Source organism: Leeuwenhoekiella palythoae (genome assembly GCF_020310025.1).
Classification (GTDB): Bacteria; Bacteroidota; Bacteroidia; order Flavobacteriales; family Flavobacteriaceae; genus Leeuwenhoekiella; species Leeuwenhoekiella palythoae.
On record NZ_CP084318.1, the window covers coordinates 2,731,872 to 2,755,890 of the forward strand.

General features: G+C 39.5%; 23 protein-coding genes, 3 tRNA genes and 1 riboswitch. Of the genes, 11 read left to right on the top strand and 15 right to left on the bottom strand.

Annotated elements, in window-relative coordinates; all coding sequences use genetic code 11:
• Positions 1 to 38: 38 nt before the first annotated feature.
• The 3 genes from LDL79_RS11720 to rpsT all read left to right on the top strand — a co-directional run bounded on the left by LDL79_RS11720 (position 39) and on the right by rpsT (position 496).
• Positions 39 to 110, top strand: a tRNA-Glu gene (locus tag LDL79_RS11720).
• Positions 111 to 153: 43 nt separating this feature from the next.
• Positions 154 to 225 (top strand) — tRNA-Glu (locus LDL79_RS11725).
• Positions 226 to 247: 22 nt separating this feature from the next.
• Entirely contained in the window at positions 248 to 496 is a 249-nt protein-coding gene (gene rpsT, locus LDL79_RS11730) for a 30S ribosomal protein S20 (RefSeq protein WP_072983999.1), read from the top strand.
• Between the two features lie 254 nt (positions 497 to 750).
• Here rpsT and rho read toward each other — a convergent pair whose 3' ends face one another.
• Positions 751 to 2,508: a transcription termination factor Rho gene (rho, locus tag LDL79_RS11735; RefSeq protein ID WP_225597804.1), complete on the bottom strand. Its 1,758-nt coding sequence runs from the start codon at positions 2,506 to 2,508 to the stop codon at positions 751 to 753.
• 209 nt (positions 2,509 to 2,717) lie between these two features.
• Between rho and LDL79_RS11740 the strand changes: the two genes are divergently transcribed.
• Entirely contained in the window at positions 2,718 to 3,128 is a 411-nt protein-coding gene (locus LDL79_RS11740; protein WP_072983996.1) for a DUF4293 domain-containing protein, read from the top strand.
• A 100-nt stretch (positions 3,129 to 3,228) separates the two neighbouring features.
• Here LDL79_RS11740 and LDL79_RS11745 read toward each other — a convergent pair whose 3' ends face one another.
• Positions 3,229 to 3,720, bottom strand: coding sequence for a metallophosphoesterase family protein (locus tag LDL79_RS11745; protein WP_225597805.1), 492 nt, complete (start codon positions 3,718 to 3,720; stop codon positions 3,229 to 3,231).
• 50 nt (positions 3,721 to 3,770) lie between these two features.
• Between LDL79_RS11745 and truA the strand changes: the two genes are divergently transcribed.
• The gene (gene truA / locus LDL79_RS11750; protein ID WP_225597806.1) at positions 3,771 to 4,562 is read left to right on the top strand and encodes a tRNA pseudouridine(38-40) synthase TruA; all 792 of its coding nucleotides are present in this window, start codon (positions 3,771 to 3,773) and stop codon (positions 4,560 to 4,562) included.
• Positions 4,552 to 6,321 (top strand): ABC transporter ATP-binding protein, encoded by a 1,770-nt coding sequence (locus LDL79_RS11755; protein WP_225597807.1) that lies wholly within the window; start codon positions 4,552 to 4,554, stop codon positions 6,319 to 6,321. Before truA ends, LDL79_RS11755 begins: the two co-directional genes overlap by 11 nt.
• Here LDL79_RS11755 and LDL79_RS11760 read toward each other — a convergent pair.
• On the bottom strand, positions 6,318 to 7,166 hold the full coding sequence (locus tag LDL79_RS11760; protein WP_225597808.1) for a DUF3667 domain-containing protein: 849 nt from the start codon (positions 7,164 to 7,166) through the stop codon (positions 6,318 to 6,320). The two genes, LDL79_RS11755 and LDL79_RS11760, sit on opposite strands and share 4 nt — an antisense overlap.
• A gap of 6 nt (positions 7,167 to 7,172) precedes the next feature.
• Complete coding sequence (cdaA, locus tag LDL79_RS11765) at positions 7,173 to 7,955, bottom strand: diadenylate cyclase CdaA (protein ID WP_072983992.1); 783 nt, start codon at positions 7,953 to 7,955, stop codon at positions 7,173 to 7,175.
• 237 nt (positions 7,956 to 8,192) lie between these two features.
• Here cdaA and LDL79_RS11770 point away from each other — a divergent pair, with 237 nt between their 5' ends.
• The 3 genes from LDL79_RS11770 (at position 8,193) to LDL79_RS11780 (ending at position 11,428) form a co-directional block, all read left to right on the top strand.
• Entirely contained in the window at positions 8,193 to 8,552 is a 360-nt protein-coding gene (locus LDL79_RS11770) for a BlaI/MecI/CopY family transcriptional regulator (RefSeq protein WP_225597809.1), read from the top strand.
• 1 nt (position 8,553) lies between these two features.
• Complete coding sequence (locus tag LDL79_RS11775; RefSeq protein WP_225597810.1) at positions 8,554 to 10,728, top strand: M56 family metallopeptidase; 2,175 nt, start codon at positions 8,554 to 8,556, stop codon at positions 10,726 to 10,728.
• 547 nt (positions 10,729 to 11,275) lie between these two features.
• Positions 11,276 to 11,428 (top strand): SsrA-binding protein, encoded by a 153-nt coding sequence (locus LDL79_RS11780; RefSeq protein ID WP_072983989.1) that lies wholly within the window; start codon positions 11,276 to 11,278, stop codon positions 11,426 to 11,428.
• On the opposite strand, the gene LDL79_RS11785 is transcribed toward LDL79_RS11780, so the two are convergent.
• Positions 11,425 to 11,937, bottom strand: a complete 513-nt coding sequence (locus tag LDL79_RS11785) for an adenine phosphoribosyltransferase (RefSeq protein WP_225597811.1) — start codon at positions 11,935 to 11,937, stop codon at positions 11,425 to 11,427. The genes LDL79_RS11780 and LDL79_RS11785 overlap by 4 nt on opposite strands.
• A 192-nt stretch (positions 11,938 to 12,129) precedes the next feature.
• Here LDL79_RS11785 and LDL79_RS11790 point away from each other — a divergent pair, with 192 nt between their 5' ends.
• Entirely contained in the window at positions 12,130 to 12,522 is a 393-nt protein-coding gene (locus LDL79_RS11790) for a DUF423 domain-containing protein (RefSeq protein ID WP_225597812.1), read from the top strand.
• A gap of 114 nt (positions 12,523 to 12,636) precedes the next feature.
• On the opposite strand, the gene LDL79_RS11795 is transcribed toward LDL79_RS11790, so the two are convergent.
• The 9 genes from LDL79_RS11795 to LDL79_RS11835 form a co-directional block, all read right to left on the bottom strand.
• Entirely contained in the window at positions 12,637 to 14,640 is a 2,004-nt protein-coding gene (locus tag LDL79_RS11795) for a hypothetical protein (RefSeq protein ID WP_225597813.1), read from the bottom strand.
• Positions 14,641 to 14,808: 168 nt separating this feature from the next.
• The gene (locus tag LDL79_RS11800; protein WP_225597814.1) at positions 14,809 to 15,771 is read right to left on the bottom strand and encodes an endonuclease/exonuclease/phosphatase family protein; all 963 of its coding nucleotides are present in this window, start codon (positions 15,769 to 15,771) and stop codon (positions 14,809 to 14,811) included.
• A gap of 254 nt (positions 15,772 to 16,025) precedes the next feature.
• Positions 16,026 to 16,679 carry a thiaminase II gene (tenA, locus tag LDL79_RS11805; RefSeq protein ID WP_225597815.1) on the bottom strand — a complete coding sequence of 218 codons (654 nt, stop codon included), beginning with the start codon at positions 16,677 to 16,679 and terminating at the stop codon, positions 16,026 to 16,028.
• Positions 16,666 to 17,499 carry a bifunctional hydroxymethylpyrimidine kinase/phosphomethylpyrimidine kinase gene (gene thiD / locus LDL79_RS11810; RefSeq protein WP_225597816.1) on the bottom strand — a complete coding sequence of 278 codons (834 nt, stop codon included), beginning with the start codon at positions 17,497 to 17,499 and terminating at the stop codon, positions 16,666 to 16,668. Before thiD ends, tenA begins: the two co-directional genes overlap by 14 nt.
• Positions 17,500 to 17,501: 2 nt before the next feature.
• The gene (gene thiE, locus LDL79_RS11815; protein WP_225597817.1) at positions 17,502 to 18,161 is read right to left on the bottom strand and encodes a thiamine phosphate synthase; all 660 of its coding nucleotides are present in this window, start codon (positions 18,159 to 18,161) and stop codon (positions 17,502 to 17,504) included.
• A gap of 2 nt (positions 18,162 to 18,163) precedes the next feature.
• Positions 18,164 to 18,958 (bottom strand): hydroxyethylthiazole kinase, encoded by a 795-nt coding sequence (thiM, locus tag LDL79_RS11820; RefSeq protein WP_225597818.1) that lies wholly within the window; start codon positions 18,956 to 18,958, stop codon positions 18,164 to 18,166.
• A gap of 50 nt (positions 18,959 to 19,008) precedes the next feature.
• Positions 19,009 to 19,103: riboswitch (TPP riboswitch) on the bottom strand.
• A 52-nt stretch (positions 19,104 to 19,155) separates the two neighbouring features.
• Entirely contained in the window at positions 19,156 to 19,614 is a 459-nt protein-coding gene (locus LDL79_RS11825; protein WP_225599969.1) for a Na(+)-translocating NADH-quinone reductase subunit F, read from the bottom strand.
• A 60-nt stretch (positions 19,615 to 19,674) separates the two neighbouring features.
• A complete protein-coding gene (locus tag LDL79_RS11830; protein ID WP_225597819.1) occupies positions 19,675 to 22,098 on the bottom strand; it encodes a DUF4982 domain-containing protein in 2,424 nt (807 codons plus the stop codon).
• 73 nt (positions 22,099 to 22,171) lie between these two features.
• Complete coding sequence (locus LDL79_RS11835; protein ID WP_225597820.1) at positions 22,172 to 22,399, bottom strand: hypothetical protein; 228 nt, start codon at positions 22,397 to 22,399, stop codon at positions 22,172 to 22,174.
• 127 nt (positions 22,400 to 22,526) lie between these two features.
• Between LDL79_RS11835 and LDL79_RS11840 the strand changes: the two genes are divergently transcribed.
• On the top strand, positions 22,527 to 23,879 hold the full coding sequence (locus LDL79_RS11840) for a glycoside hydrolase family 28 protein (RefSeq protein WP_225597821.1): 1,353 nt from the start codon (positions 22,527 to 22,529) through the stop codon (positions 23,877 to 23,879).
• A 36-nt stretch (positions 23,880 to 23,915) separates the two neighbouring features.
• Here the strand turns inward: LDL79_RS11840 and LDL79_RS11845 are convergent.
• A tRNA-Arg gene (locus LDL79_RS11845) sits at positions 23,916 to 23,989 on the bottom strand.
• Positions 23,990 to 24,019: the final 30 nt, after the last annotated feature.

Genomic DNA, 24,019 nt, shown 5'->3' on the forward strand with positions numbered 1-24,019 from the left:
ATATGTGTATTTTTGCATCCGCAATTAAGCAAAATAATGGTCCGTTCGTCTAGGGGTTAGGACGCCAGGTTTTCATCCTGGTAACAGGGGTTCGATTCCCCTACGGACTACAAAGAGAATTGCACTTAGAAGTGCAAAAGTTATTTACATAATGGCCCGTTCGTCTATCGGCTAGGACGCCAGGTTTTCATCCTGGTAAGAGGGGTTCGATTCCCCTACGGGCTACAATTTAAAACAGAACGAGATAATGGCAAATCACAAGTCATCTTTAAAAAGAATTAGAAACAGCGAGACTAAGCGTTTAAGAAACCGCTACCAGAGTAGAACTACACGTAATGCAATGAAAAAATTACGTGAGGCTGATAAGAAAGAAGCTGAGACTTTGTTTCCTTCAGTAGTTTCTATGATTGATAAGTTAGCTAAGAAGAATATCATTCACGATAACAAAGCTTCTAACTTAAAGTCTCAACTTGCAAAGCACGTAAACGCGCTTTAATAAGTCCTGTTTAAGAATTAAGAGAACTCCCTCGCAATCTGCGTGGGAGTTTTTTTGTTGTCTATATATTTATATGCTTGTTTTTAGTTACACTAATTAATCGGTTGCTGAGAGTCATTTTTAATAGTACAGTTATTTCGATGTTAAGTATTTCTTGCATTGTGTGATTTTTGCTTGGCCAACAAAAAAATAGAGCATAAAAAAAGCGGCATCGAGTAGATGCCGCTTTTGATATTTAAGATGGAGATTGGTTTCTAGCCGTTCATTGAGATTAGAAACTCTTCGTTGTTTTTAGTTTGTTTGATGCGATCGCTAATGAATTCCATAGCTTCAATAGGATTCATATCTGCAAGATATTTACGCATCACCCACATACGCTGTATTGCGTTTTCGTTAAGCAGAAGATCATCACGACGTGTGCTTGACGAAGTCAGGTCAATAGCTGGGAAGATTCTTCGGTTGGCGATCTTACGATCTAACTGAAGTTCCATGTTACCGGTTCCTTTAAATTCTTCAAAAATCACCTCGTCCATTTTTGAACCGGTTTCGGTCAATGCAGTTGCAATGATTGATAAAGAACCGCCGTTTTCAATATTACGTGCAGCACCAAAGAAACGTTTTGGCTTGTGAAGCGCGTTAGCGTCAACACCACCACTCAGAATCTTACCAGATGCCGGTTGAACCGTGTTATATGCACGAGCCAAACGGGTGATAGAATCTAAAAGGATAACCACATCGTGGCCGCATTCTACAAGGCGTTTTGCTTTTTCAAGAACAATATTAGCAACGCGTACGTGTTCGTGTGCTTCTTTATCAAAAGTTGAAGCGACAACTTCACCTTTTACATTACGCTGCATATCTGTAACCTCTTCAGGGCGCTCATCAATGAGTAAGATCATTTGATAAACTTCAGGATGATTCGCTGCAATAGCGTTTGCAACATCCTTTAAAAGCATCGTTTTACCTGTTTTAGGCTGCGATACGATCATGCCACGTTGCCCTTTACCGATAGGAGCAAATAAATCCATTATACGTGTAGAGATCGTGCTCTGACGTTCAGCAATATTGAATTTTTCCTTTGGAAATAAAGGCGTCAAATGTTCAAATGAAACACGATCGCGAACAACACTAGGGTCTAAACCGTTAATTTTTGAAACCTTGATTAGCGGGAAATACTTCTCGCCTTCTTTTGGGGGTCTGATAACACCAAGTACGGTATCTCCGGTCTTTAGGCCAAACAATCTAATCTGAGATTGAGAAACATAGATATCATCAGGAGAAGAGAGATAGTTGTAGTCACTAGAACGTAAAAATCCATAACCGTCTTGCATAATGTCAAGAACACCTTCGCTTTCAATTAAACCATCAAACTCATAATCAGGCTCTCTGTAGCGGTTGCGGGTATCTTTATTACCGTTGTTGCTGTTGTTAGCGTTGTTATTGTTGTTGCGGTTATTGTTGTTATTGCGATTGTTATTGCTGTTGCTGTTCGAATTGTTGTTGTTATTCGAGCTGCTATTGTTGTTGTCCTTAGCGCTTCGGTTGTTATTCGAATTGTTGTTAGCATTCGAATTATTGTCTTTGCGAGAACGATTATTTTTAGATCTGTTATTGTCAGATTGTTTTGAGTTATCGTTGTCGGAAGTCGCTTTAACTTGTCTAGGCTTGCGCTGTGGTTTTTCTGATTTATCATCAGTTTTACCGCTGGCTTTAGCATCGTTTTGAGAAGAATCTTTTGTAGGTTCTTTCTTGCTATCGTCTGCTGAGCGTGTATTTTTTTTAGGAGCGCTTTTTTGAGTTTTCTTTTGTGGCGCTTTTGCTTTTGTAGGGGTTTCAGAAGAAGTTTCTTCTATAACTTCTGCAACCGCTTTAGGGTCTGCGGCTTGATGATCAAGAACTTTGTAAACCAGATCTAACTTTTTGAGAGACCGGTACTTAGGGATGTCTAGTCCTTTTGCAATTTCTTGTAATTCAGGCAGCTTTTTAGCTTTTAATTCTGAAATAGTAAACATTAACTATAAGTATGAATTTCTGTAATTGAATTGATTTGAATGCAATCAAAAAATTTTGAGAGAAGATCTAATAAATTTTTTGGCAAGTAAGTAACCTACATAGAAGCGGTTACATTTATGGTTACAATTATACAACAATATTTTTTAATTAATCGGCTGTAGTCTAAAAGAAGTTTTTATTTTTGTCACCCGCAATGCACAATTAAGCAATGATTCAACGCATACAGAGCATTTATTTATTTTTAGCAGCACTTGTAGCTGCAGGCTTGCACTTTGCAATCCCGGTTTATAGTACTGCAGAAGGAGCGCCGGTTTATGCAGTTGATCATTTAGAATTGGTAGCGCTGTTTTTTGGTAGTGCGCTATTATCTTTAATTGCGCTGTTTTTATTTAAAAATAGAAAGCTTCAGTTTGTGCTGGGGCGACTCAATATAATATTGAACTTTATTTTACTAGGTGTGTTGGTTTACCAATCGCAAATCTTATCTGGAGGGGCGGCGGCCCCAGAGAAGGGTATTGGGATGCTTATTCCCATCATTTCTATCGTTTTTATCGCTTTGGCAAACAAAGCAATTAAGCGGGATGAGGATCTTGTAAAATCTGTAGATCGGTTACGATAGACCTAATATCTTAGTTAATTAGTGCGAAGAACCTGCTAGTATGCCAACTAGCAGGTTTTTTTATACATGTGAGCAAAGTGTTTAAAAATCATGTTTTAGACTATCGTTTCATCTCGATGACTTCCAGATTATCAATTTTTCCCTGATCTACAGTAAAGCGCAACATCGTACGGGCCTTATGAAATCCGTGTTTGCCAATGGCTCCAGGATTCATATGCAGCAACTTAAGTTTTTTATCAGGCATAACTTTTAGAATGTGTGAATGCCCGCATATAAATAATTTTGGAGGATTAGCGCGTAGCTCCTCTCTAATGGCCGGCGAATACCTCCCCGGATAGCCGCCTATATGCGTGATGAGGACATCTACGCCTTCGCATATAAAACGGTTGTTTAACGGGAACTCTTTACGGATTTCGTGATCATCAATATTGCCAAAGACAGCGCGCAAAGGAGCCACTTTTTTTAAGGCATCGGTAACTGCGAGATCACCAATATCTCCGGCATGCCAGACTTCGTCTGCTGCTTTAGCGTGCTTTAAAATTTGATCGTCTATATAGCTATGGGTGTCGCTAAGTAAAAGTATTTTTTTCATAAAAACTATCCTGCTGTTGCTGCTCAGAGAGCAATTACAAAGATGTATCTTTGCCAATTCAATCACAAACAACAGGCTTGCGGTATTTTATTGATATAGCATACGACGGTACTTCTTATCACGGCTGGCAAAGGCAGCCTCAAAGTATCACAGTTCAGGAGGTTTTAGAAGAAGCGTTGACCACTTTGCTACGCAATGAAGTTGCGGTGGTAGGTGCAGGACGCACAGACGCCGGAGTACACGCCACACAGTTATTTGCTCATTTTGATTGGGATGAAAACTTTTCTACAAAAGCGCTTCAGCATTTGCAATTTCGTTTAAATCGTTTTTTACCTGAAGCGCTCGCGATAAATGCTGTGATTCCCGTTCAGCCCGTAGCACATGCACGATTTGATGCTGTTCGCCGAAGTTATGAGTATAAAATCCATACGACTAAGAATCCGTTTTTGGTCAATCAATCGTATTTCTTTGAGAAGTCGTTAGATGTTGATGCGATGAATGCTGCGGCTCAACTGCTTTTAGGGAAACAAGATTTTAAGTGCTTCAGCCGTTCAAAAACAGACGTTAAAACGTACATTTGCGAGATTACCGAAGCAGGTTGGACGCAAGAAAACACAAATCTTAAGTTTACCATTTCGGCAGACCGTTTTCTGCGCAATATGGTCAGAGCGATTGTGGGAACCTTGCTTGAAATAGGGCAGGGCAAAATGGAACCGGAAGCATTAAAGACTATAATTGCCAGCAGGTCACGTGCACAAGCCGGAGCCTCGGCACCGGCACACGGATTATATTTGACTGAAGTAGCCTACCCAAAAGAAATTTTTAAAATATATGGCGAGTAGTAAAGGAAATGCATTTGATTTTGGCTTGTTTAAAAAGCTGTTAAGCTATACAAAGCCCTATCAAGCACGCATGTATTTTGTCGCGATTTCCGCGATTTTGATCTCGATTTTTGCCGTGCTCAGACCCATTTACATCGAGTATGCGATGGATGAGGGGATGCAGCCTAAAGATATGGACAGTCTGATGTATTACATCGGGCTGAGCTTGTTAGTTCTTTTTGGGGAATCTATTTTTCAATTACTGTTTATCTACTTTGCAAACTGGCTGGGGCAACAAGTAGTGCTTGATATTCGTACCAAGCTGTTCAAGCACATGATCTACTTCAAAATGCAGTATTATGATAAATCTGCAGTAGGTAGACTGGTAACCCGCGCCGTAAATGATATAGAAACCATTGCAAGTATTTTTAGCCAAGGGCTATTTATGATTATAAGTGATTTGCTGAAAATGCTGGTAATAGCCGGTGTGATGCTCTATAAAAGCTGGCAATTATCGCTAATTGTTTTTGCGATACTTCCTTTTATTCTGTATGCTACACGGGTTTTTCAGCAGAAAATGAAAGTAGCTTTTGAAGAAGTGCGTACTCAGGTGGCAAACCTCAATTCGTTTGTGCAAGAGCGCGTAACCGGAATGAAAATCGTGCAGATTTTTTCACGCGAAGCAGTTGAGCGCAAGAAGTTTGATGAGATCAATAAAAAGCATATGACGGCATGGAATAAAACCGTTTGGTACAATTCCATCTTTTTTCCAATTGCCGAAATGGTCACTTCAATAACTATTGGTTTACTGGTATGGTATGGCGGATTGCGTGCAGCTCAGAGTGATGTCATCACCATTGGTCTGGTAACGGCGTTTATTCAGTTTTCGCAAATGCTGTTTACTCCTTTACGTCAAATTGCAGATAAGTTTAATACCCTACAAATGGGAATGGTCGCTGCGAACAGGGTTTTTGGTATTTTAGATACTGATGCCCGAATAGAAGACAAGGGAACACACTTGCTGAGTGGTATTAAAGGAGATCTCAGTTTTGAAAATGTGCGATTCAGTTATATTGAGGGTGAAGAGGTTTTACGCGGAATTAATCTTGAAGTAAATGCAGGGGAAACCGTAGCTATCGTGGGCTCTACAGGTGCCGGAAAATCTACAATCATTAATCTCTTAGGTAGGTTTTACGAGATTGATAGCGGAACAATAAAAATCGATGGGGTTGATATTAGTGATGTACAAGTGGCTTCGCTACGTTCAGAAATTGCGGTGGTCCTACAAGATGTATTCTTATTTGCAGATTCTATTTTAAACAACATCACGCTTAATAATCCTGAGATCACAGAAGAAGATGTGATCACTGCGGCTAAAGCTATTGGTGTAGACCAATTTATAAGCAGTCTGCCTAACGGCTATCATTATAATGTGAAAGAGCGCGGTGCGATGTTATCAAGTGGGCAGCGCCAATTGATCGCCTTTTTAAGAGCGTATGTAAGTAACCCGAGTATTCTTGTTCTGGATGAAGCGACATCTTCAGTTGATTCTAATAGTGAATATTTGATTCAGAAAGCGATAAATAAGATCACTAAAGGGCGTACTTCTATAGTGATTGCGCACCGCCTTGCAACCATTAAAAAAGCTGACAAGATCATCGTGATGGAAAAAGGCCAGATCGTTGAAATGGGAAGTCACAAAGAACTTTTACAAGTAGAGAATGGTCATTATCGAAAACTTCACGAAGTACAGTTTGCAGCAAATCAAGAACCGGCTTAAATTTTAGCAGACTGGGCGTTTTGCATGTTTTCTAGCATTTCATCAATCATACCTAGTTTTACCATTATAATGCCAATCACGATTCCTAGTATGAGCAGTAGAACGCTTCCTATAAGTAGAAATAAGGAAGTTTTTAAAATAAGGCTTGCAGCGTTTAGGTTATATAGTCTTTTCAATACATATCCCGTATAGATAATATAGCCGAACATACCCACTAAACTAAAAAAGGAATATAGTGGAGCTGACCAGATGCTGAGTATGATTAAGGCATAGAAAATAATATTGATATGACTAAATGCATACAGGTAAATGACTACGTGCTCTAAGTAGTTAAACTGCTTGTAATTCCAAAATACTATCCGGGAGATCAAAGCTAAAAGTGGAATGCTGATGATGCTTAACAAGCCTTGATACTCATTCATTCCAACAGTAATTTTTTTAGTAAGATCTACCTGAGCCTGATCTGAACCTGACGATAAGGCTAACTGATCAAAAAGCGTATCTAGAAAATACTCTTTGATGACAAAGACGTAGATACCGGCAATGGTAAGCGATAATGCAAAATAGCCAAAGGCAGAAATGTATCTTTTACGCACCCCATTAATGTAGCCACCTATGACATCTTCCGGCTTTGTAAAAAGTGCAATAAATGTTTTAGGTAAAGCCCCGTCAATACTAAGAAATCGATCATTAAAATCCTCAAGAAGATTTTTTGTTGTGATTCGGTTTTTAATGATTTTTGCTCCGCAACTCTCGCAAAAAGCGGCGTTAGGGGCTAAGTTTTTAAAGCAATTACGGCAATAGCTAACGACGACGAGCTTAACGTCAGAGGGTTTGGTTTCCATAAGAATTTAACTAAGATCCTTTCTCAAAATCTCTATAAGTTCGGTCAAGTTCTTAAACAAAACAAATTCGCCATCCTTTAAATAACTGATGTTGCCGGTTTCTTCACTAACCACAAGGGCAACAGCATCTGTTTTTTCAGTAATTCCTACTGCAGCCCGGTGGCGTAAACCAAAACGCAACGGGATGTTTCTTTCATTGGATACAGGCAAAATAGCCCGGGTGGCCACAATAGTATTGTCTTCGATGATCACGGCGCCGTCGTGTAAAGTTGAATTTTTGAAGAAAATACTTTCTAAAATAGGTCTGTTAACCTCGATATTCATTTGGTCGCCTGTTTGCTTGACAAAGTCTAGATGCGTGGTGCGCTGAATGACAATGAGAGCGCCGGTGCGAACTTTACCCATTTTATCGCAGGCATCTATGATCTCTTCTACTTTAGTTTTAGAAGAGTCCTGGGCTTCATCGTGAAGAAATTTAAAGTGTTTGAGGATTCCGGTTTTTCTACCAATATTAGTAGAACCTATCATCAGGAGAAACTTGCGTATTTCTTGCTGGAAAACAACAATGAGGGCAAACATTCCGGCACCAATAAATTGCCCAAGAATGGTACTTAACATTTCCATCTGAAGCAATTGTGTGATTTTCCACATTACCCAGATGATACAAATTCCTAAAAATATGTTGATGGCGACGGTCCCCTTGACTAATTTATACAAGTAATAGAGCAGGGTGGCTACCAATAAAATATCGACGAGATCGAGTATTCTAAAATTTTCGAGAATGTCCAAATGCGCGCTGTTTTTTGTAAAAATAGGGCAAAATCTGCGGTTTTTTTAGTTAAACCTATGGAGATTCTAGAGGTACTCCTACATAAATTGATCAAGTAAAATTCAAATAACTACAAAAATAGTTGGTTAACTAGTTTTTTCGTTATATGTTTGTTTTAAGATTTTGATTAAATTCTATGTGCTTTTAATCAGTAGGTTATCTAGAGCTGACTTGATTAAACCAAAAATTATAGCCTTATGGAAAAATTGACCAATAAAGAAGAAGAGATTATGCACGTTCTATGGAAACTGGAAAAAGCTTTTGTAAAAGAAGTGCAAGCCGGTTTAGAAGATGAAAATCTCCATTACAATACCGTTTCGACTATCGTGCGTAATCTGGAAGAGAAAGGCTATGTTGATCATAAGGCCTTTGGTAAAACCCATCAATATTTTCCTATTATAAGTAGAGAGGTATATGGCAAGCGCTTTTGGAATGAAGCTACGCGACGTTTCTTTGACAGCTCTTATAAGAATATGGTTTCCTTTTTTGCCAAAGAGGAGAAAATCACAGCTGAAGAATTGCGTGAGATCTTAGAAATTATCGAAAACAAACAATAATATGGAACCACTTCTTTACTTATTTAAAGCAACAGCCATATTGAGTCTATTCTATCTGCTTTACACGCTGCTGTTGAAGCACGAAACCTTTTTTAAAACCAATAGGCATTATCTGGTTTTAGGTATTTTGGCATCATTCATTACCCCGCTTTTAATCTTAAAACGCACAATCTATAAGCCAATGCCGGCAATGGATTTTGATCTGTTGGCCAGTGCCAACTATACCACGACAGTTTTAGAAGAAGCGGCCCCGGCATTTACTTTTTGGGAACTGGCCTTTGCGATTTACCTTTTGGGTGTCTTGATAATGCTAGGCTCTTTTATTCTAAAACTTAGCAAAGTTGTGTTCTTTTTACGTAATGCTAAAAAAACCAGTGCTGGGGGCCATCAATTTATTCAAATTAATGGTTTAGATGCGCCGTTTTCATTCTTTAATACTATTGTGATCGATGCACGTGCACACGATCTAGAAGAGTTAGAGATGATCTTACTGCACGAGCAAGCACACGCTAAGCAGTATCATAGTTTAGATGTTTTATTAATACAGTTGACGTTGATTCTTCAGTGGTTTAATCCGCTTGCTTGGCTCTATAAAAGCGCAATTGTAGAAAATCTTGAATATCTGGCCGATGCTGCTACTGCCAGTCAGGTTACCAATCATAAACAGTACCAACTTGCATTGGTTAAAGTAGCTGCGCCAAAATGGGCGCCGGCCTTGACCAATTCTTTTTATCAATCATTCATCAAAAAACGAATAGTTATGTTAAACAAGCAATCATCAAGCGAATTTAAAAAATGGAAAATACTCCTGATCGTACCTGTACTTGGCGCGTTTATGTGGAGTTTTAATGTGAAAGAAGAAGTGAAATACCTGACGGAAGAAACTGCGATAAGCGCTTCGTCAACACCGGTGATGTATATTTCGCCTTCAAGCAATGATGCAGATCTCGCCGCAATCGAAAGCTATTTTAATACCGAAATTGACGATGTGGATCTACAGATCACTAATGTAAAGCGCAATACTCAAGCGCAACTTACAGGTTTTGCGATCGCAACCCGATTCAAAGGCCAAGCTGATTTTAAAAGAACGCTTGAGCTAAACAAACAAGATGATTTGAACAATACATTTAAGTATGCCATAAGTTATGATAAGCAGGAAATTATCATTGTTGATGTTAATGACGGGCAGCACAAAACTGTGATCGCTAAAGATGGAGTTAAGGGATATACTTTAAGTCCGCAAGTAAAAAATAGCTTAACGACTACGGGGAAACAGAAAATGATGAATTTGCCAGAGATCATTGAAGATGCTCCTCAACCAGCACCGCAGAAAAAACAAAAAGCGAGCGCTAAGCCCTTTAAAAAAATCATCACCCCAACAACGACAGAACGTGAGATTGAAGCGATTGCGAAAGCATTGGACGCTGAGTATAATGTTGCTATGCAGTTCTCTAGACTGAAGTATAACGATGCAGGAGAAATTTCTAGAATAAAAATTGAAATTCAAGATCGGGAAACCGGTAATAAAGCTTCCGCAAGTTATAACAGAGATGGAAATGCAATCGAACCAATTGCGGTCTATCGAAGTGCTGAAGGTACTTTTGGAGTGGTCTCAGGACAAAATTCAATTGTGCAGCGCAGTGCGATGACCGCCGAAGCATTAGCTGAGCGAAAGGAAGAAATGCAAGCACGTATCGAGGAAATGGAAGCGCGCAGAGAAGAGATGCAGGCACGATTTAGTGATTCTACCGAAAGAAGAACAGAAATGAAAGCCAGAATGGAAGAACGCCGCGTAGCGATGCAAGAGCGAATGGAAGCTCGAAAAGCTGAAATGAAAGAACGCGAAGAAGCTATGCGCAGTAAAATGAGAGCGCGTATGAACTTTAAAGAGGACAGCGTTTTTATGATTCGTCGTCCTATTAACGCTTCGGAATATAGTAATGTTGGAACTAAAGCTAATACATCATTCAATCAAGGAGTAGGTTTTTTACATAAAGAGTCCAAGGTTTTGTTTTTTCTAAATGGAGAAGAAATTAATGAGCATGAATTTAAAATGCTGAAACCTGAAGAAATAGAGTCAATTGATATTTTAAAGGGAGAAAACGCCAAAGCATTATATCAAGAAAAAATGGAAGGTAAAGAGGCAGTTATGCTGATTACTACCAAAGTTGAGTAATCCCTCTAACCTTTTTTCAATACATTTTAGAATCCGGTGTAACTATAAGTTGCACCGGATTTTTTTATGCGTGCGACCAAGTAATTTTGCCCGAGTAAGTTGATTGAAAAAGATGAAATGCAATTTTTTTAATGAAAAATGAACTTTTCAACCCTTCATTATTTCAAAACCTTTAAAAAATAGCCTATGAAAGTTACAATTGAATTGCGTTTCGTTAATATTAGTTAGTAATGTAAACTTAATTGAAGTTGTATTTGTTTTAATTGAAAATAGAACTAATCTTTTTACTTACAATTCTGTATTCAATTGCATTAATACTTCGCGAAAACCTTGTAGATGTGCGTTTTACTTCCGTATTTGTGGTCAGATAAATGTTTAACAATCAAAAAATCAACATTATGGTCACTTTAATTTTAACAATCATTGAGACAGTTTTTGGATAATCACAAATTCGTCTTAACATATTCTGTAAGCGCGCACAGAATACTGTTAAAAGCCTAAATTTGAGTATACTGATTCTTTAATTTGTTAGCATTAAAACAGCATTATGAAAAAACGATTTTTTAAAACATTGGCTAAAATCAATAAGAAAGTGCTACCCAGTTTAACTAAGAAAGAGGTAGATCTTGCGAAAGCAAGTAAATTGCAATTGGCGCTTTTTGGTTACAAACTTTGGGTAACTAAAAATGCATTAGATTAATAGTGCATCAGGCTATGCAAGTGATATTGCTTTAATTTTGACCTTCCCTCAAGAAAGCCTAACTCCATTAAAAAATTACACTGCACTACAGTTGCACCACACTGTTCTACAAGTTTACAAGCAGCGGCAGCAGTTCCGCCGGTAGCCAGCACATCGTCGTGAACCACTACATAATCTTCTGGTTGTATGGCTTCCTCCTGAATTTCTATACAATCTTCACAATATTCTAAGGCATATTTTTGCTGAAGAATAGCACCTGGCAGCTTTCCCGGCTTCCTAATAGGTACAAAGCTTACTCCCATTTTTTGCGCTAAAGCCAAGCCAAATAAAAATCCTCTACTTTCTATACCCACAATCTTTGTAACATTGATATCGTGCAAGCCTTTTGCTAATAAATCTACAGCATAGTCGGTGGCTTCTGGAGAAGCCAGTAGCGGACAAATATCTTTAAATACGACTCCTTCTTTAGGAAAATCTGGAATGTCGTTGATGTATTTTTTTAAATTCATTTTTTAGTGAACTAGTATTATATAATAGGAGTTTAAAGATAAGCATTCTTATATGGCTGCTTGAGTTGATTATCGAGATTAAATGCGTTGCGCCTTATAGTGAAGAATAGGATGTGTGACCTAGTAAAGTTTGTGGGAGGAGAGTTATTAGAATTAGAGCACTTACCTTTACAGAAATACTCTAAGGAACCTATGGAAACAATTTTAGTAGCTCAGTTTTTTGCTGCCTTTTATGGATTTTTGGCTATCGTATTGGGGGCTTTTGGCGCTCACGCATTGAAGAAAAAATTCAATTCAGATCAAATGGCAAGCTTTGAGACCGGTGTTAAGTACCAAATGTATCACGCGATCGTATTGCTTGTTTTAAACTTTAATTTGGGTTTCAATTCTATTCATGAAGAATTGATCATCAACTGTTTTGTATTCGGTACTTTGTTGTTTTCATTTTCTATTTATGGTCTATGCATTACCGGTGCTTCAGGAAAGAAATGGCGATTTTTAGGTCCGATAACTCCTTTAGGAGGTTTGTTGTTAGCAGTGGGTTGGCTGTTACTTTTGTATCATTTTATTGAAGATTTCCTATAAAAAAAAGCCTCTCAAGAGGCCTTTTCACTCGAATATCGAGATGAATATTACTTGTATTAAAAATAACTGCCTCAGAAGTTTATCCTGAGGCAGTGTATTAAGTAGGTTTATCTATTAATTGTTATATAGATACAGCGAAGACGCTGAGGTAAGGGTATTATTTACTGAGGGAGCAATATTCCCGCTTGCGCTAAGCGCGTTGCTAAACCCAAGAACGGCTCCGGTAGCAATGTCAGATACAAAGACAGTTTTGGTCTTGTGATCGTATGCTACATCAATAGGATTATTCATAAGGGTGCTTAACCCTTCAATAATATTCTGATCTGCAATGCTGATGCTTCCGCCATCTGCAGTAGCTTCAATTACAGCGCTAAAGTCTTGAATAACATTTATACCGCCATCAAGAGCACCACCGGCAGCAAGACCAATATCAGTCATGACCAGTACGTCATCTGCGGTGCTGTAGGTAATTCCGTGGGTTCTCACGATTCCGCCAATGCTTACGCGTTTAGTTGGCGTTAGTGCCCCATCCATAGTATTGCTGAAGAAATCTTCAAAAATTGCCAAGTCACTTGTAGTATCTACCACTGCAAGTAAATCGCCGCCTTTAAATGTGATTCCCCAAACCGGGAAACCTGGATCAAAGGTATTCTCAAGAGTGAAAGAGCTTCCGTTATACGAATACACATAGAACATATTTGCAGGATTATCTGCTACTACGACCTTGTTACCATACACGGCGATCTCTCGGGTACTGGATGTTGGTAAATCTGCAGCAAATGCTGCCGTTGCGCTACCACCACTCATTAAGGTTGAAAAATCACTGTAGTATTGTAATTCGCCTTCCGAGCGTGATCCTAATAAAAGCGCATCATCAAATGCATTATAATAAATACCTTCAGAGCTAGCAGAAGCACTGCTGATCATACTAACCATTGCTCCTGATCCATCATAAACGGTAATGGTTCCGTCAGCAGTAGAAGTTGTGTATAAGCGTGTAGTTTGATTCATTGAGCTCATCCCAACATTTCCATCGGTTTCATCACTTGAGAAATAAATAGAAGACGCGGTAGCAAGATCAATTTCTAAACTCGGACTAATGTCACCACCATCGCCCCAATCTGTAAATCCTAGTATTTTACCGTTACCAACTTCTGCAATATAGATCGCTCCGGTTTCAGAATCATAAGCTACATCAATAGGATTCCCCATCATTGTTGATGATCCGGCAATGCGTGTTTGCATTCCTACCGGTAAAACTTCACCATCTGAAAGTGCATCAAATTTGGTCGAAAATTCACTGATTACGTGAAAACCACCATCATCTGTAGCATTTGAGGCAGCACCAATATCAGTCATAATCATCACATCGTTAGTACCATCATAGGTTAAACCGTGTGTACGCACGATACCTTCGATAGTTACACGTTTTGAAGGGTACATCATACCATCCATCGCATTAACGATAAAGTCTGAATAAACAGCAAGGTCGCTCGTAGTATCTACCACAGCATAAAGGTCGTTTCCTTTAAAAGTAATTCCCCAAACCGGGAATGGTACTTCTACAGTATAATACAGCGCAAAACTGTTTCCTACTTTGTAATACACAAAGAATTTATTTTCACCATTATCTGCAACAACATAATAGTCACCACTAACGGCTAACTCCCGCGGACTATTTAAATCTGTGAATGTGCTGAACGAAGCATTAATACTTGCAGTTCCTAAAGTACTTGTACCAGCATACGCATCAAGCATCAATCCGGAGCGTGAGGCTTGTACTAATAGGTCAGATTCTGCATCGTAGTAAATTCCTTCTGCAGCTGTTGAAGTAGTGGTGTAGGTCACAATTGAGTCGCCAGAAACACTGTATTTTGTGATATTTCCGTCAGTGTTGTTGGTTACGTAAAGGTCTGCGCGTCTTCCTGGGTTAGATGCCATTTCACAAGGCATACAAGAACCGCCACAGTCAATACCGGTCTCATCTCCATTCATAATTCCGTCACTACAAGTGGGTTCTTCAACCACAACAGGGGTCGCGTCATCATCATTATTACAGGCTATGAGCGTGCTCACGGCTATTGCAATAATGCTAAATTTTGTAAAAATTGTTTTCATAAATAGCTTAATTTGATTAGAAAAATTGAAAAATTATTAGTGTAATTCATCAATATTTACGGATGTATCAGCGCTTTAGGTTTTCTGAAAACTCACAAAATTTAGTTAAATGACTGTTAATAAAGTGGTTGAGTGCAGGCTTGGTAATTCTCTAGACAAGTAACGGTTTCAAATTTTAAATTCAGCCCACAGAGGATAATGATCAGAAATCATATAGGAAAGCGAACGCTTGCTGAGGTTTCTATTGCTAAGCGCAAAGGGAAGAAAATCATAATTGCCCCCATTTATAAACTGCATCGTCAATTCTTTATTAGTGGAGACATCACGAAACCACGCCAGTTGATCATAATATTTTGTTTCATTAAATATGGAGCGGGTTACCGAAGGATCTTGAAGTTGGGGTGGTACGTAAAGCCCTTCTGATAAAAAAGATTGGTCTAATAAATCTCCGCGAACATTGATATTGAAGTCACCTAAAACGATCATATCCTGGTGATAGGCATTGAGATTTGAGGTCCACTCTGCAAGCCAACCGGCAATCGCTTTAAGTTCAGGGATACGCGCAGCAGTATTCTTTCCGTATAAGATATGCGCTGTAACGAGAATAAAGGTATGCTGATTACTTTTAAAACTCACCGCATATGGCGTACGCGCAAACTGCTTGCGCAACGCATCACCTTCAATGGCATTTAACTGCTCTTCAGGAACTACGAGTTCGCACGCCAAGCCTGATAATTGCACCCTGCGAGTATCAAAAATATATGCAATACGCTCACCATTTCCGGGTGCACCGGCAGTCACATCTGTAAGTATGAGAGACCAGTGATTGCCTAAATATTTTAAGGTATCGCGCAAGGCACGTAAGTTGGACTTCACTTCTTGAATAGCGATGATGTCAAAACGCTTAAGAATTTCTGCAATACATAAAAGACTATGTAAATCGCGTTTAGGGCTGTCACCATCTCCGCTATACCACTCACGTGTTAAATTGCCAAAGTGCCTAATATTCCACGTGGCGATGAGTAAATTCTGATCAAGCTTTTTTGAAGGAATCTTAGTTGCTAAATCTGTGGTTAGCGCGTTGATGTTTTGCTGAATAGCTTCGGGCGGTGTATCTGATATGTTGGGCATAGTAGTTAGATTTTTATCTAATTTACTAATTATCAGAATACTAGAGGTGTTTAAAAAGAAAAGCCCTGAGCACTTATGGCTCAGGGCTTCAAAATATATAATTAACGCTAAATCTAATTTTCAAATCTGATGGCGGCTAATCCAAATAAATAAATGAAAATCATTCTGTTAATTGTAACACTACCTAAAAGACGATGCTTTTAAGGGTACGTGACACAATTTATTTGAATTAATAATTATTTAACATCAGCGGTCTAGAACGGCCAGCTGTGCAAAGCCGAAGCACTATCCCAAAACATAAATTCTAATTGACTGGCAGTATAAAACGCGTGGTGCATACGCTCTTGTTGTTGTGCTGTGCAGGAAGCTGCAACACGGTCGCAAGCTGCAATAGCTTGCTCAACAAGAACACCAAATTCTTCCCCGGCATAGGTATCAATCCATTTTTGATAGGGATTATTTTGCTGTTTTTGTTTTTCGTAGATTACGTCACCTACTTTTTTGTAGATCCAAAAGCAAGGCAACACGGCTGCCATCGCAACTTCTACTTGATCTAAGGCCGCGGTACTTTTTAAAAAGTGTGCATAATGATGCGAGGTAGGTCCTACAGGCCCCGACTTATCAATTTGGAACTCCTTAAAAAACGATTCGTGTAATGCATTTTCTACCACAATAGCACCTTCGGCAAAACGCGTAAAAGTGAGGATGTCTTCTACGTCGTGTGCTCGGGCAGCGATTAAAGCAAGCGCCCGGCCAAAGTTTTCCAAATAACTAGAATCTTGTAAAACGTAAAATTGAAACTGTTCTAAAGGTAGTGTGCCATCAGTCAATTGGGTGATGAACGGCATCTTTAAAATTTCAGAATATATGCATTCTATGCGTTGCCAGCTCGCTTTACTCCAGCTCATATTTGATTAATTTTTGAGGATTGAAAAAATGATTGAGAGGCCCATTTCCTTGACCTATATTGACGTCTTTAGCGTGATAAATAGCTTGATGCACATAGTCCTGACCTTTGGTCACAGCTTGTAAAAGGCTGTGTTTTTGAGCTAAATAAGAAGCGATCGCTGATGAAAGCGTACATCCTGAGCCGTGCATGTTTTCCGTTTCAAATTTTTCGAATTCAAATTCGTGAACGCTTTGATCCTGATCAAAAAAGAATGAGGTCAGCAGATCAGTCTTTAAATGTCCGCCTTTTAAAAGCACAGATTTACAACCCAGTTTAAGGATTTTGGTTCCGGCGAGCCGCATATCATCAAGGCTTTCAACGGACATATCAGCGAGGATAGCAGCTTCGTCCATATTGGGAGTGATCACATCGGCACGAGGGAAAAGTGATGTTACAATACTTTTTATGGTCGCATCCTCAATAAGTTTGTGACCACTGGTAGCAACCATCACCGGATCAAAAACAACCGGAATATCCGGATGTTCATTGAGTTTAGCAGCAATAATTTCTACCAATTCTGGTGTGTGAACCATTCCTATTTTTACAGCGCAAGGCGGAATATCTTCAAATATAGAATCCAGTTGCTCTTTTACAACCGAAGTAGGAATACTAAAAATAGACTGAACCCCAGTAGTATTCTGTACCGGAAGCGCGGTTAGTACTGTGGTGGCGTAGCAACCTAATGCCGAAATACTTTTAAGATCAGCCTGAATGCCGGCACCTCCGCTTCCGTCAAATCCGGCAATGCTTAAAACCGTAGGATATTTATAGTACTTCATAATTAATTTGGTTTTACTGTGCGTGATTTCAGCCCTTTTTCAATCTCCAAGCGTAATTCTTTTGCAGCGCTTTTGGGATTTTTGGCAGCGCAAATCGCTGAAACTACTGCAATACAGTCCGCTCCGGCTTCAATTACTTTTTTGACGTTGGAAGCCTTCATATGACCAATGGCTACAAGCGGTTTTTGAGTGCTCGCTCTGATTTTTTCAATGCCATCTAATCCCCAGGTTGTAACGGTGTCAGTTTTGGTAGCAGTGTCAAAAACGGGACTTATTCCTAAATAATCTGAAGTATAGGTTTGCTCGTTATAAAGCTGCTCAAGATATTCAATAGAATAGCCTAAAATCCCGCAAGATTCCCAGGCTGCTCTTATTTTAATTGGAGCAATATCTGAATTCCCCACGTGAATACCTGCTGCAGCGCTTTTTTGAGCTACCTCAAGATTATCGTTGATAATTAGTGGAACATTGTACGGCTGTAACACTTCTTTCAACTGCAGCGCTTTTTTTAAGAAGGCTTCGGTAGTATCGTTTTTTTCGCGTAGCTGAATAAGATCAACCCCACCTTGAACTGCGGATTCTGCAACTTCGAAAAAATTTCTTCCCTGGCACGCTTCTTCAGAAATCACTAAATAAAGACGGTATGGAAATGCACTTGCCATACTTAATCTAGAATTTTGACGGTATTTATATACTCCTCTTTGGTGATCGAATGCAATTTGTCAAGAAGATGCATTTGTAAACTTCCCGGACCTTGTGAAGACTTGGCGGCAAGTTCCCCGGCGACTGCCATTAAAGAAGTAGCAGCAAGAGCGGCTTCTTTTTTATTAGGAATTACAGCAATAAATGCCGCAAGGATTGCCGTCGCAGAACACCCCATTCCGGTGATTTTAGTCATAAGCGCATCTCCATTTTTAAGTTGGTCAACACTTTCTTCAGAAACTACAATATCAACAGCACCTGATATCACGACTAAAGCGCCATACTCTTTATTTAAAAATTGCGCAGCTTCAATGGCTTCCAGGCTAGAAGAAGTACTATCAACTCCTTTTGTGGCTGTGGTATTATGTTTTGCCAAAGCCAAAATTTCTGACGCATTGCCTCTGATCGCTGTAGGTTTTAGCGCCAGTAATTCGCTAAGTACTTCATCACGATACGCAGTAGCGCCAGCACCCACCGGATCTAAAATCCAGGGTTTGTTATTTTGATTTGCAGCTGCAACCGCCAATTTCATAGATTCTACCCAGTATTCATCAAGGGTACCAATATTAATCACCAAAGCCTGGCAGATGGCTTGCATACTTTGCATTTCGGGATGAGCGTGGGCCATTATAGGCGAGGCACCTACCGCAAGTAAGGCGTTTGCGGTATTATTCATCACTACATAGTTGGTGATATTTTGTACCAGCGGAGCTTGCTCGCGAACACTGGTAATATGCTTAAAAAGTAACTCTTTCATAGATTGATTTTAAAAGTTCAATGGCTATAGAGTTACTTCTAGAGTAGAAGTGCAATGAAGATACTTTTCCCTACGCTGGTCTCAACCAAACAGGTTCAAAGGGACTGTCTCAATTCTAGTTGCTAGAATACCCCTAAAGCCAAATCAAAGATAAATGTTCTGCACGGAATGCAGTAAAATAAGCGTGGATAATTAAGTTATGGCAAAGCCAAAAACTCATTTACCGGTTGGTTATTTTCAAACTCAAAGAGTTTAGAATAGTCCATAACATTTGGAATCTGGTCCAGTTTGCAGAGCAATGCTACCACTTGGCACATTCCGTTGAACATCACTTCTTTTGAAGTGCGATCAACAGTAACTTCTGATCGTCTAGAAAGCGGAAGCGAATATCCGCAACCTTCTAAAAATGCTGCTTCGATCTGAAGTAATTCAAGAGGGGAGTAGCCTGCGAATGTTCTACCTAAAGATTGATGCACTTTACCCACATAGGTAAGTTTATTGCTTCCGTGGCCTTCCGTAAGGTGTTTCCAGCTGTCTGTATTATCCAGAATATTTCCTACAGCACAACTTTTACAACATTCAGGATTGAGGGTGTTGTTATGAAATGCTTTGTATAATTTTTGAATAGCGAGGTCAAAACGGGCGGTAGCGTGCATCATCTTTTTCTTTTTTATAAAGTTACGAAATTCAAAACGAAGCTTTACCATACAAAATCATCAAAGCGTGGTTATCGAGATAGTTGCCTTTTTAAGCTGTTTGCCTGACACTTCAAGATTAAGGTTTCCGGGGTTTTTAGTGCTTTCTAAAAGAACCACGAGTTTGCCGCTAAAAAGTTTCATCTGAGGTTCATAAAACGATGCTAAAGAAGTAGGATCACCGTTACAAACCGCTTTAAAATTACCTTTACCGGTAACTTTAAACTTCAATGCGTTTGTTGCAGTGGGGCAGGGGTTGCCGTTTTTGTCAACCACAGAAACTGTAACAAAGCTTAGGTCTTTTCCGTTTGCAGTGATGGTTTTTCGGTCTGCTTCCAAAATAATTTGATGAGGTTTTCCTGCAGTTTTGATCGTTTTTTCAGCAGCTTGCTTTCCATTTTTATCAAGCGCGACCACTTTTAGTGTACCGGGTTCATAGATAACGTCATTCCACATCAGGCGATACCGTGTTTGTGGTGTAGAATCATTTTTGATACGAATTCCTTGGCTTTTTCCATTTACAAAAAGCTCGGCGCGGTCATAACTGGTGTATACAAAAACCGGAGTTTTTTTGCCCTCGCGACCTTCCCAATTCCAATGGGGTAACATATGAAGCGTTTCATCTTCTGTATTCCAACGGCTGCGGTAGAGATAATACCTGTCTTTTGGGATTCCTGCGAGATCGATCATCCCAAAATACGAACTTCTCGACGGCCAGCTGGTGTCATACGGTGTGGGCTCGCCGAGATAGTCAAAACCGGTCCATACAAACTCCCCTATCACCCAAGGTTTGTCATCTTGCATAATAAAATCTGTCTCCGGAAGATTAGACCAGCTGCAATATTCAAGATCGTACGACGAACTCTGAAAATCAGGATATTCTTTCATACTCGCTTTTTCAACAGGGAATTTGTAAATGCCTCGCGAACTCACCGTAGAAGCGGTTTCTGAACCCAAAATAAAGCCCTGCGGAAACTTTTCATAAGCTTCTTCATACAGATGAACGCGGTAGTTTAAGCCGGGAATATCCAGAATGGCGCCAAAACCAGACTCCATTGTGGCTTTTACTTGATCCATACCCACGGTAACGGGGCGTGTAGGATCTTCCCGGTGAAAAATATTTTGCAACCATAAGGCGCGTTTTACCCCGGCGCTTCCGTACTGATCGGGCACCTCGTTACCGGCGCTCCACATAACAATAGAAGGATGATTGCGCGTAGCGCGCACAAGATTTACTACATCTTTTTCGGCGTAGTCATCAAAAAACCGATTGTAACCATTTTTTACTTTAGGTTTTTTCCATTCGTCAAAGCTTTCCGCCAGAAATAAAAAACCCATTTCATCTGCTAATTCCAGTTGCTCAAATGAAGGCATATTATGCGCACTGCGAATGGCGTTACACCCCAGATCTTTTAAAATTTGCATTTGCCTGCGCAGCGCCGCTTTGTTGACGGCAGTGCCTAAAGGTCCTAAATCGTGATGCAAGCAAACGCCCTTAAATTTGCGGGTTTCGCCATTGAGCTGAAAACCGTTTTCTGCGGAATAATTGATAGAACGAATACCAAATTTTGTAGCAACTTCATCCTTAAGTTCGTCACCAGAATACAGCTGCGTTACGGCTTTGTAGAGGTATGGATTTTCAGGACTCCATAAACTGGGCTTAACTACTTTTAAATTCTGGTCAAATTGCTGATCATAAGATACCGGTGTTTGCTGCTGAGCTACAACTAGATTTTGAGCATCATAAATGGTCGTTTTTAGACTAAGATTTTTACCGCTAAAATTCGTTTTGATATTGACTTTAGCCACTTCCTGAGTAACAACCGGAGTCGTTATGGTAGTTCCCCATTGGTCTATACTTGCAGGGTCTTTGATGATTAAGCTCACAGGTCTGTACAAGCCTGCACCGGGATACCAACGCGATGAAAATTCGGCGTTAGAAAGTTTTACAGCGAGCGTATTTTGACCTTCTAGAAGTGCGTCGCTGATATTAAAGTAAAAGTAGGCATAGCCGTAAGCCCATTCGCCAATTTTTTTACCATTGAGATACACCTCAGGTTCGCTCATAGCCCCTTCAAAAAGGAGAAGAACCTTTTTGTTAAGATCTGCTGCATCAATATTAAAATTCTTTCTGTACCAACCTGTACCGGTAAAAGGTAAGGCTCCGGTGCGCCCGGTTTTTTCGGTGGGTATGGTCTCTCCGTTTTGAGTAATGGCAACGGTTTGCTTGTCAATCTCTTTGTCAAAAGGGCCATAAATCGCCCAGTCGTGAGGTACTGAAACTGTTTGCCATCGCGCATCATCAAAATCGCTAGTTTCTGCATTAGTGGCTTCTCCCTTATGAAATTTCCAATCCTCCTCTAAGGTCACCACACGCCGTGTTTGTTGAGCTGAAAGCGTGAAAGTGAAAAGAAGTACTACAAGAACTAAGGTATTTTTGAGCATAATCTGGTGTTTGAAAAACTGGGCTCTAAAAATAGAAATAATTAAATGTAATAAATACGTTTTATTTGAATTCTTATGGAAACATATCACATCGGCATGCGTACCATTGTTTCGAAAAACTTTCTAACTCATCAAGATAGTTGTGAATGGCGCTTGTACCTTCAACCGATTTGTCGTTGTCTAGAAGAATAGGCGTCGTTGCCTCTGCAATTATTGTGATTTTAGAAGGAATGAGTATCTGCTCTATTCGATCAATCAACAATTTATAGTCTGTAGTATTTGTGATTTGAAGCTCTAGCATAATGACTTGTTCTAGTCTTTTAGTCGAAAGAAAAAGCAAAACCTTAAGTAATTGATGCAATCGATTTCGCAGCCTTGTTTATTTTGGGTATTTTTAGTCAATTCAGTTTAAAGTAATCTTTTTTTAAATGCGTATTTACTATTTCCTATTTGTCCTCTTTTTAAGTTTTAATGCGTGCTGTTTTGCTCAGGATAGTCTTGTTATCCAGATACAGCAGATAGAAGAATCTATAGAAACGCCTAATATTCCAGAAAGGACGATTAATGTGTTAGACTATGGCGTTAAGGCAGACGATGCTAAAAATGATAAGCCGGGATTTGATGAGGCTATTGCTGCTTTGGTTAAAGCAGGAGGCGGTATTTTAAAAGTTCCTAAAGGAAGCTATTTGCTGAAAGGACCTATTCATTTAAAAAGCAAAATCAATCTACACCTTGAGGCTGGGGCAGTTCTTAATTTTAATGATACTCCTAGTGACTATCCTTTAGTCGCAACCAGTTGGGAAGGCACGTTTATATATAACTACAGTCCCTTAATTTATGCGTATCAGGCAGAGGATCTAGCGATCACCGGTAGCGGCAAGATTAATGGCAATGGTGACGGAATTTGGGCCACTTTTAAAACTCAAGAAGAAGCGGACAAGCTTTCTAGCCGAAAGATGAACCACCAGCAAACGTCGGTGACATCGCGAAGGTTTGGAAACGGACATTTCTTACGGCCGCAATTGGTGCAGTTTTTTGATTCAAAACGCATTTTAATTGAAGATGTTCGGTTTGAAAATTCGCCTTTTTGGTGCGTACATCTTTTGCGTTCTAATAATATAACTATTGACGGAATCTCTTATGATTCTCAAAATAAAAATAACGATGGTATTGACTTAGAGTACGCTAGTAATGTGGTGATAAAGAATGTAGTTTTTAATAATAGTGATGATAATGTTGCTATAAAAGCCGGGCGAGATACCGAAGGTCGCGCGAATGCCGCAACACCTTCTGAGCGCATTGTCGTACGCGATTGTAAATTTAAAGGACTGCACGCGATTGTGATAGGAAGTGAGATGTCTGCCGGGGTTCGTGATGTTTATGTATATGATAACGAAGCTTGGGGCTATCTTAAACGAGGAGTTTATTTCAAAACCAATTCAGATCGTGGCGGGTATATCAGAAATATAAATATTAGTAACAATACGTTTAAAAGGGTAGAGGATGCCATTTTTATGACGGCCAACTATCACGGTGAAGGCAGCGGAAAGCATATCTCTAAAATATCTAAGATCCTTTTAAAAAATCTATATTTTGATCAGGCAGAAAATTTTGGTATTGTGTTAGAAGGCTATCCTAACCAACCTATTTCAGATATTCGGTTAGAAAATATTCAAATTACAAAGGCTAGAAATGCTCTTACTTTAAGAGATACTGAAGGAGTTCAGTTTAAAAATATTCAGATCGGGGAAGCGGCGGGAACACCATCTTCAGTTAAATAAAAAAAGCCACTCAATAATTGAGTGGCTTTCCTTTTGTGACCTCGGCAGGATTCAAACCTGCAACCTTCTGAGCCGTAATCAGATGCGCTATTCAGTTGCGCCACGAGGCCTTTTTTATCTGCAAAAAAATAACCAGCGGT

What these genes read in the sequence shown, in the direction of transcription:
- rpsT (WP_072983999.1), top strand. Translation starts at nt 248, where the DNA reads ATGGCAAATCACAAGTCATCTTTAAAAAGAATTAGAAACAGCGAGACT.
- rho (WP_225597804.1), bottom strand. Translation starts at nt 2,508, where the DNA reads ATGTTTACTATTTCAGAATTAAAAGCTAAAAAGCTGCCTGAATTACAA.
- LDL79_RS11740 (WP_072983996.1), top strand. Translation starts at nt 2,718, where the DNA reads ATGATTCAACGCATACAGAGCATTTATTTATTTTTAGCAGCACTTGTA.
- LDL79_RS11745 (WP_225597805.1), bottom strand. Translation starts at nt 3,720, where the DNA reads ATGAAAAAAATACTTTTACTTAGCGACACCCATAGCTATATAGACGAT.
- LDL79_RS11755 (WP_225597807.1), top strand. Translation starts at nt 4,552, where the DNA reads ATGGCGAGTAGTAAAGGAAATGCATTTGATTTTGGCTTGTTTAAAAAG.
- LDL79_RS11760 (WP_225597808.1), bottom strand. Translation starts at nt 7,166, where the DNA reads ATGGAAACCAAACCCTCTGACGTTAAGCTCGTCGTCGTTAGCTATTGC.
- LDL79_RS11770 (WP_225597809.1), top strand. Translation starts at nt 8,193, where the DNA reads ATGGAAAAATTGACCAATAAAGAAGAAGAGATTATGCACGTTCTATGG.
- LDL79_RS11775 (WP_225597810.1), top strand. Translation starts at nt 8,554, where the DNA reads ATGGAACCACTTCTTTACTTATTTAAAGCAACAGCCATATTGAGTCTA.
- LDL79_RS11780 (WP_072983989.1), top strand. Translation starts at nt 11,276, where the DNA reads ATGAAAAAACGATTTTTTAAAACATTGGCTAAAATCAATAAGAAAGTG.
- LDL79_RS11785 (WP_225597811.1), bottom strand. Translation starts at nt 11,937, where the DNA reads ATGAATTTAAAAAAATACATCAACGACATTCCAGATTTTCCTAAAGAA.
- LDL79_RS11790 (WP_225597812.1), top strand. Translation starts at nt 12,130, where the DNA reads ATGGAAACAATTTTAGTAGCTCAGTTTTTTGCTGCCTTTTATGGATTT.
- LDL79_RS11795 (WP_225597813.1), bottom strand. Translation starts at nt 14,640, where the DNA reads ATGAAAACAATTTTTACAAAATTTAGCATTATTGCAATAGCCGTGAGC.
- LDL79_RS11800 (WP_225597814.1), bottom strand. Translation starts at nt 15,771, where the DNA reads ATGCCCAACATATCAGATACACCGCCCGAAGCTATTCAGCAAAACATC.
- tenA (WP_225597815.1), bottom strand. Translation starts at nt 16,679, where the DNA reads ATGAGCTGGAGTAAAGCGAGCTGGCAACGCATAGAATGCATATATTCT.
- thiD (WP_225597816.1), bottom strand. Translation starts at nt 17,499, where the DNA reads ATGAAGTACTATAAATATCCTACGGTTTTAAGCATTGCCGGATTTGAC.
- thiE (WP_225597817.1), bottom strand. Translation starts at nt 18,161, where the DNA reads ATGGCAAGTGCATTTCCATACCGTCTTTATTTAGTGATTTCTGAAGAA.
- thiM (WP_225597818.1), bottom strand. Translation starts at nt 18,958, where the DNA reads ATGAAAGAGTTACTTTTTAAGCATATTACCAGTGTTCGCGAGCAAGCT.
- LDL79_RS11825 (WP_225599969.1), bottom strand. Translation starts at nt 19,614, where the DNA reads ATGCACGCTACCGCCCGTTTTGACCTCGCTATTCAAAAATTATACAAA.
- LDL79_RS11830 (WP_225597819.1), bottom strand. Translation starts at nt 22,098, where the DNA reads ATGCTCAAAAATACCTTAGTTCTTGTAGTACTTCTTTTCACTTTCACG.
- LDL79_RS11835 (WP_225597820.1), bottom strand. Translation starts at nt 22,399, where the DNA reads ATGCTAGAGCTTCAAATCACAAATACTACAGACTATAAATTGTTGATT.
- LDL79_RS11840 (WP_225597821.1), top strand. Translation starts at nt 22,527, where the DNA reads ATGCGTATTTACTATTTCCTATTTGTCCTCTTTTTAAGTTTTAATGCG.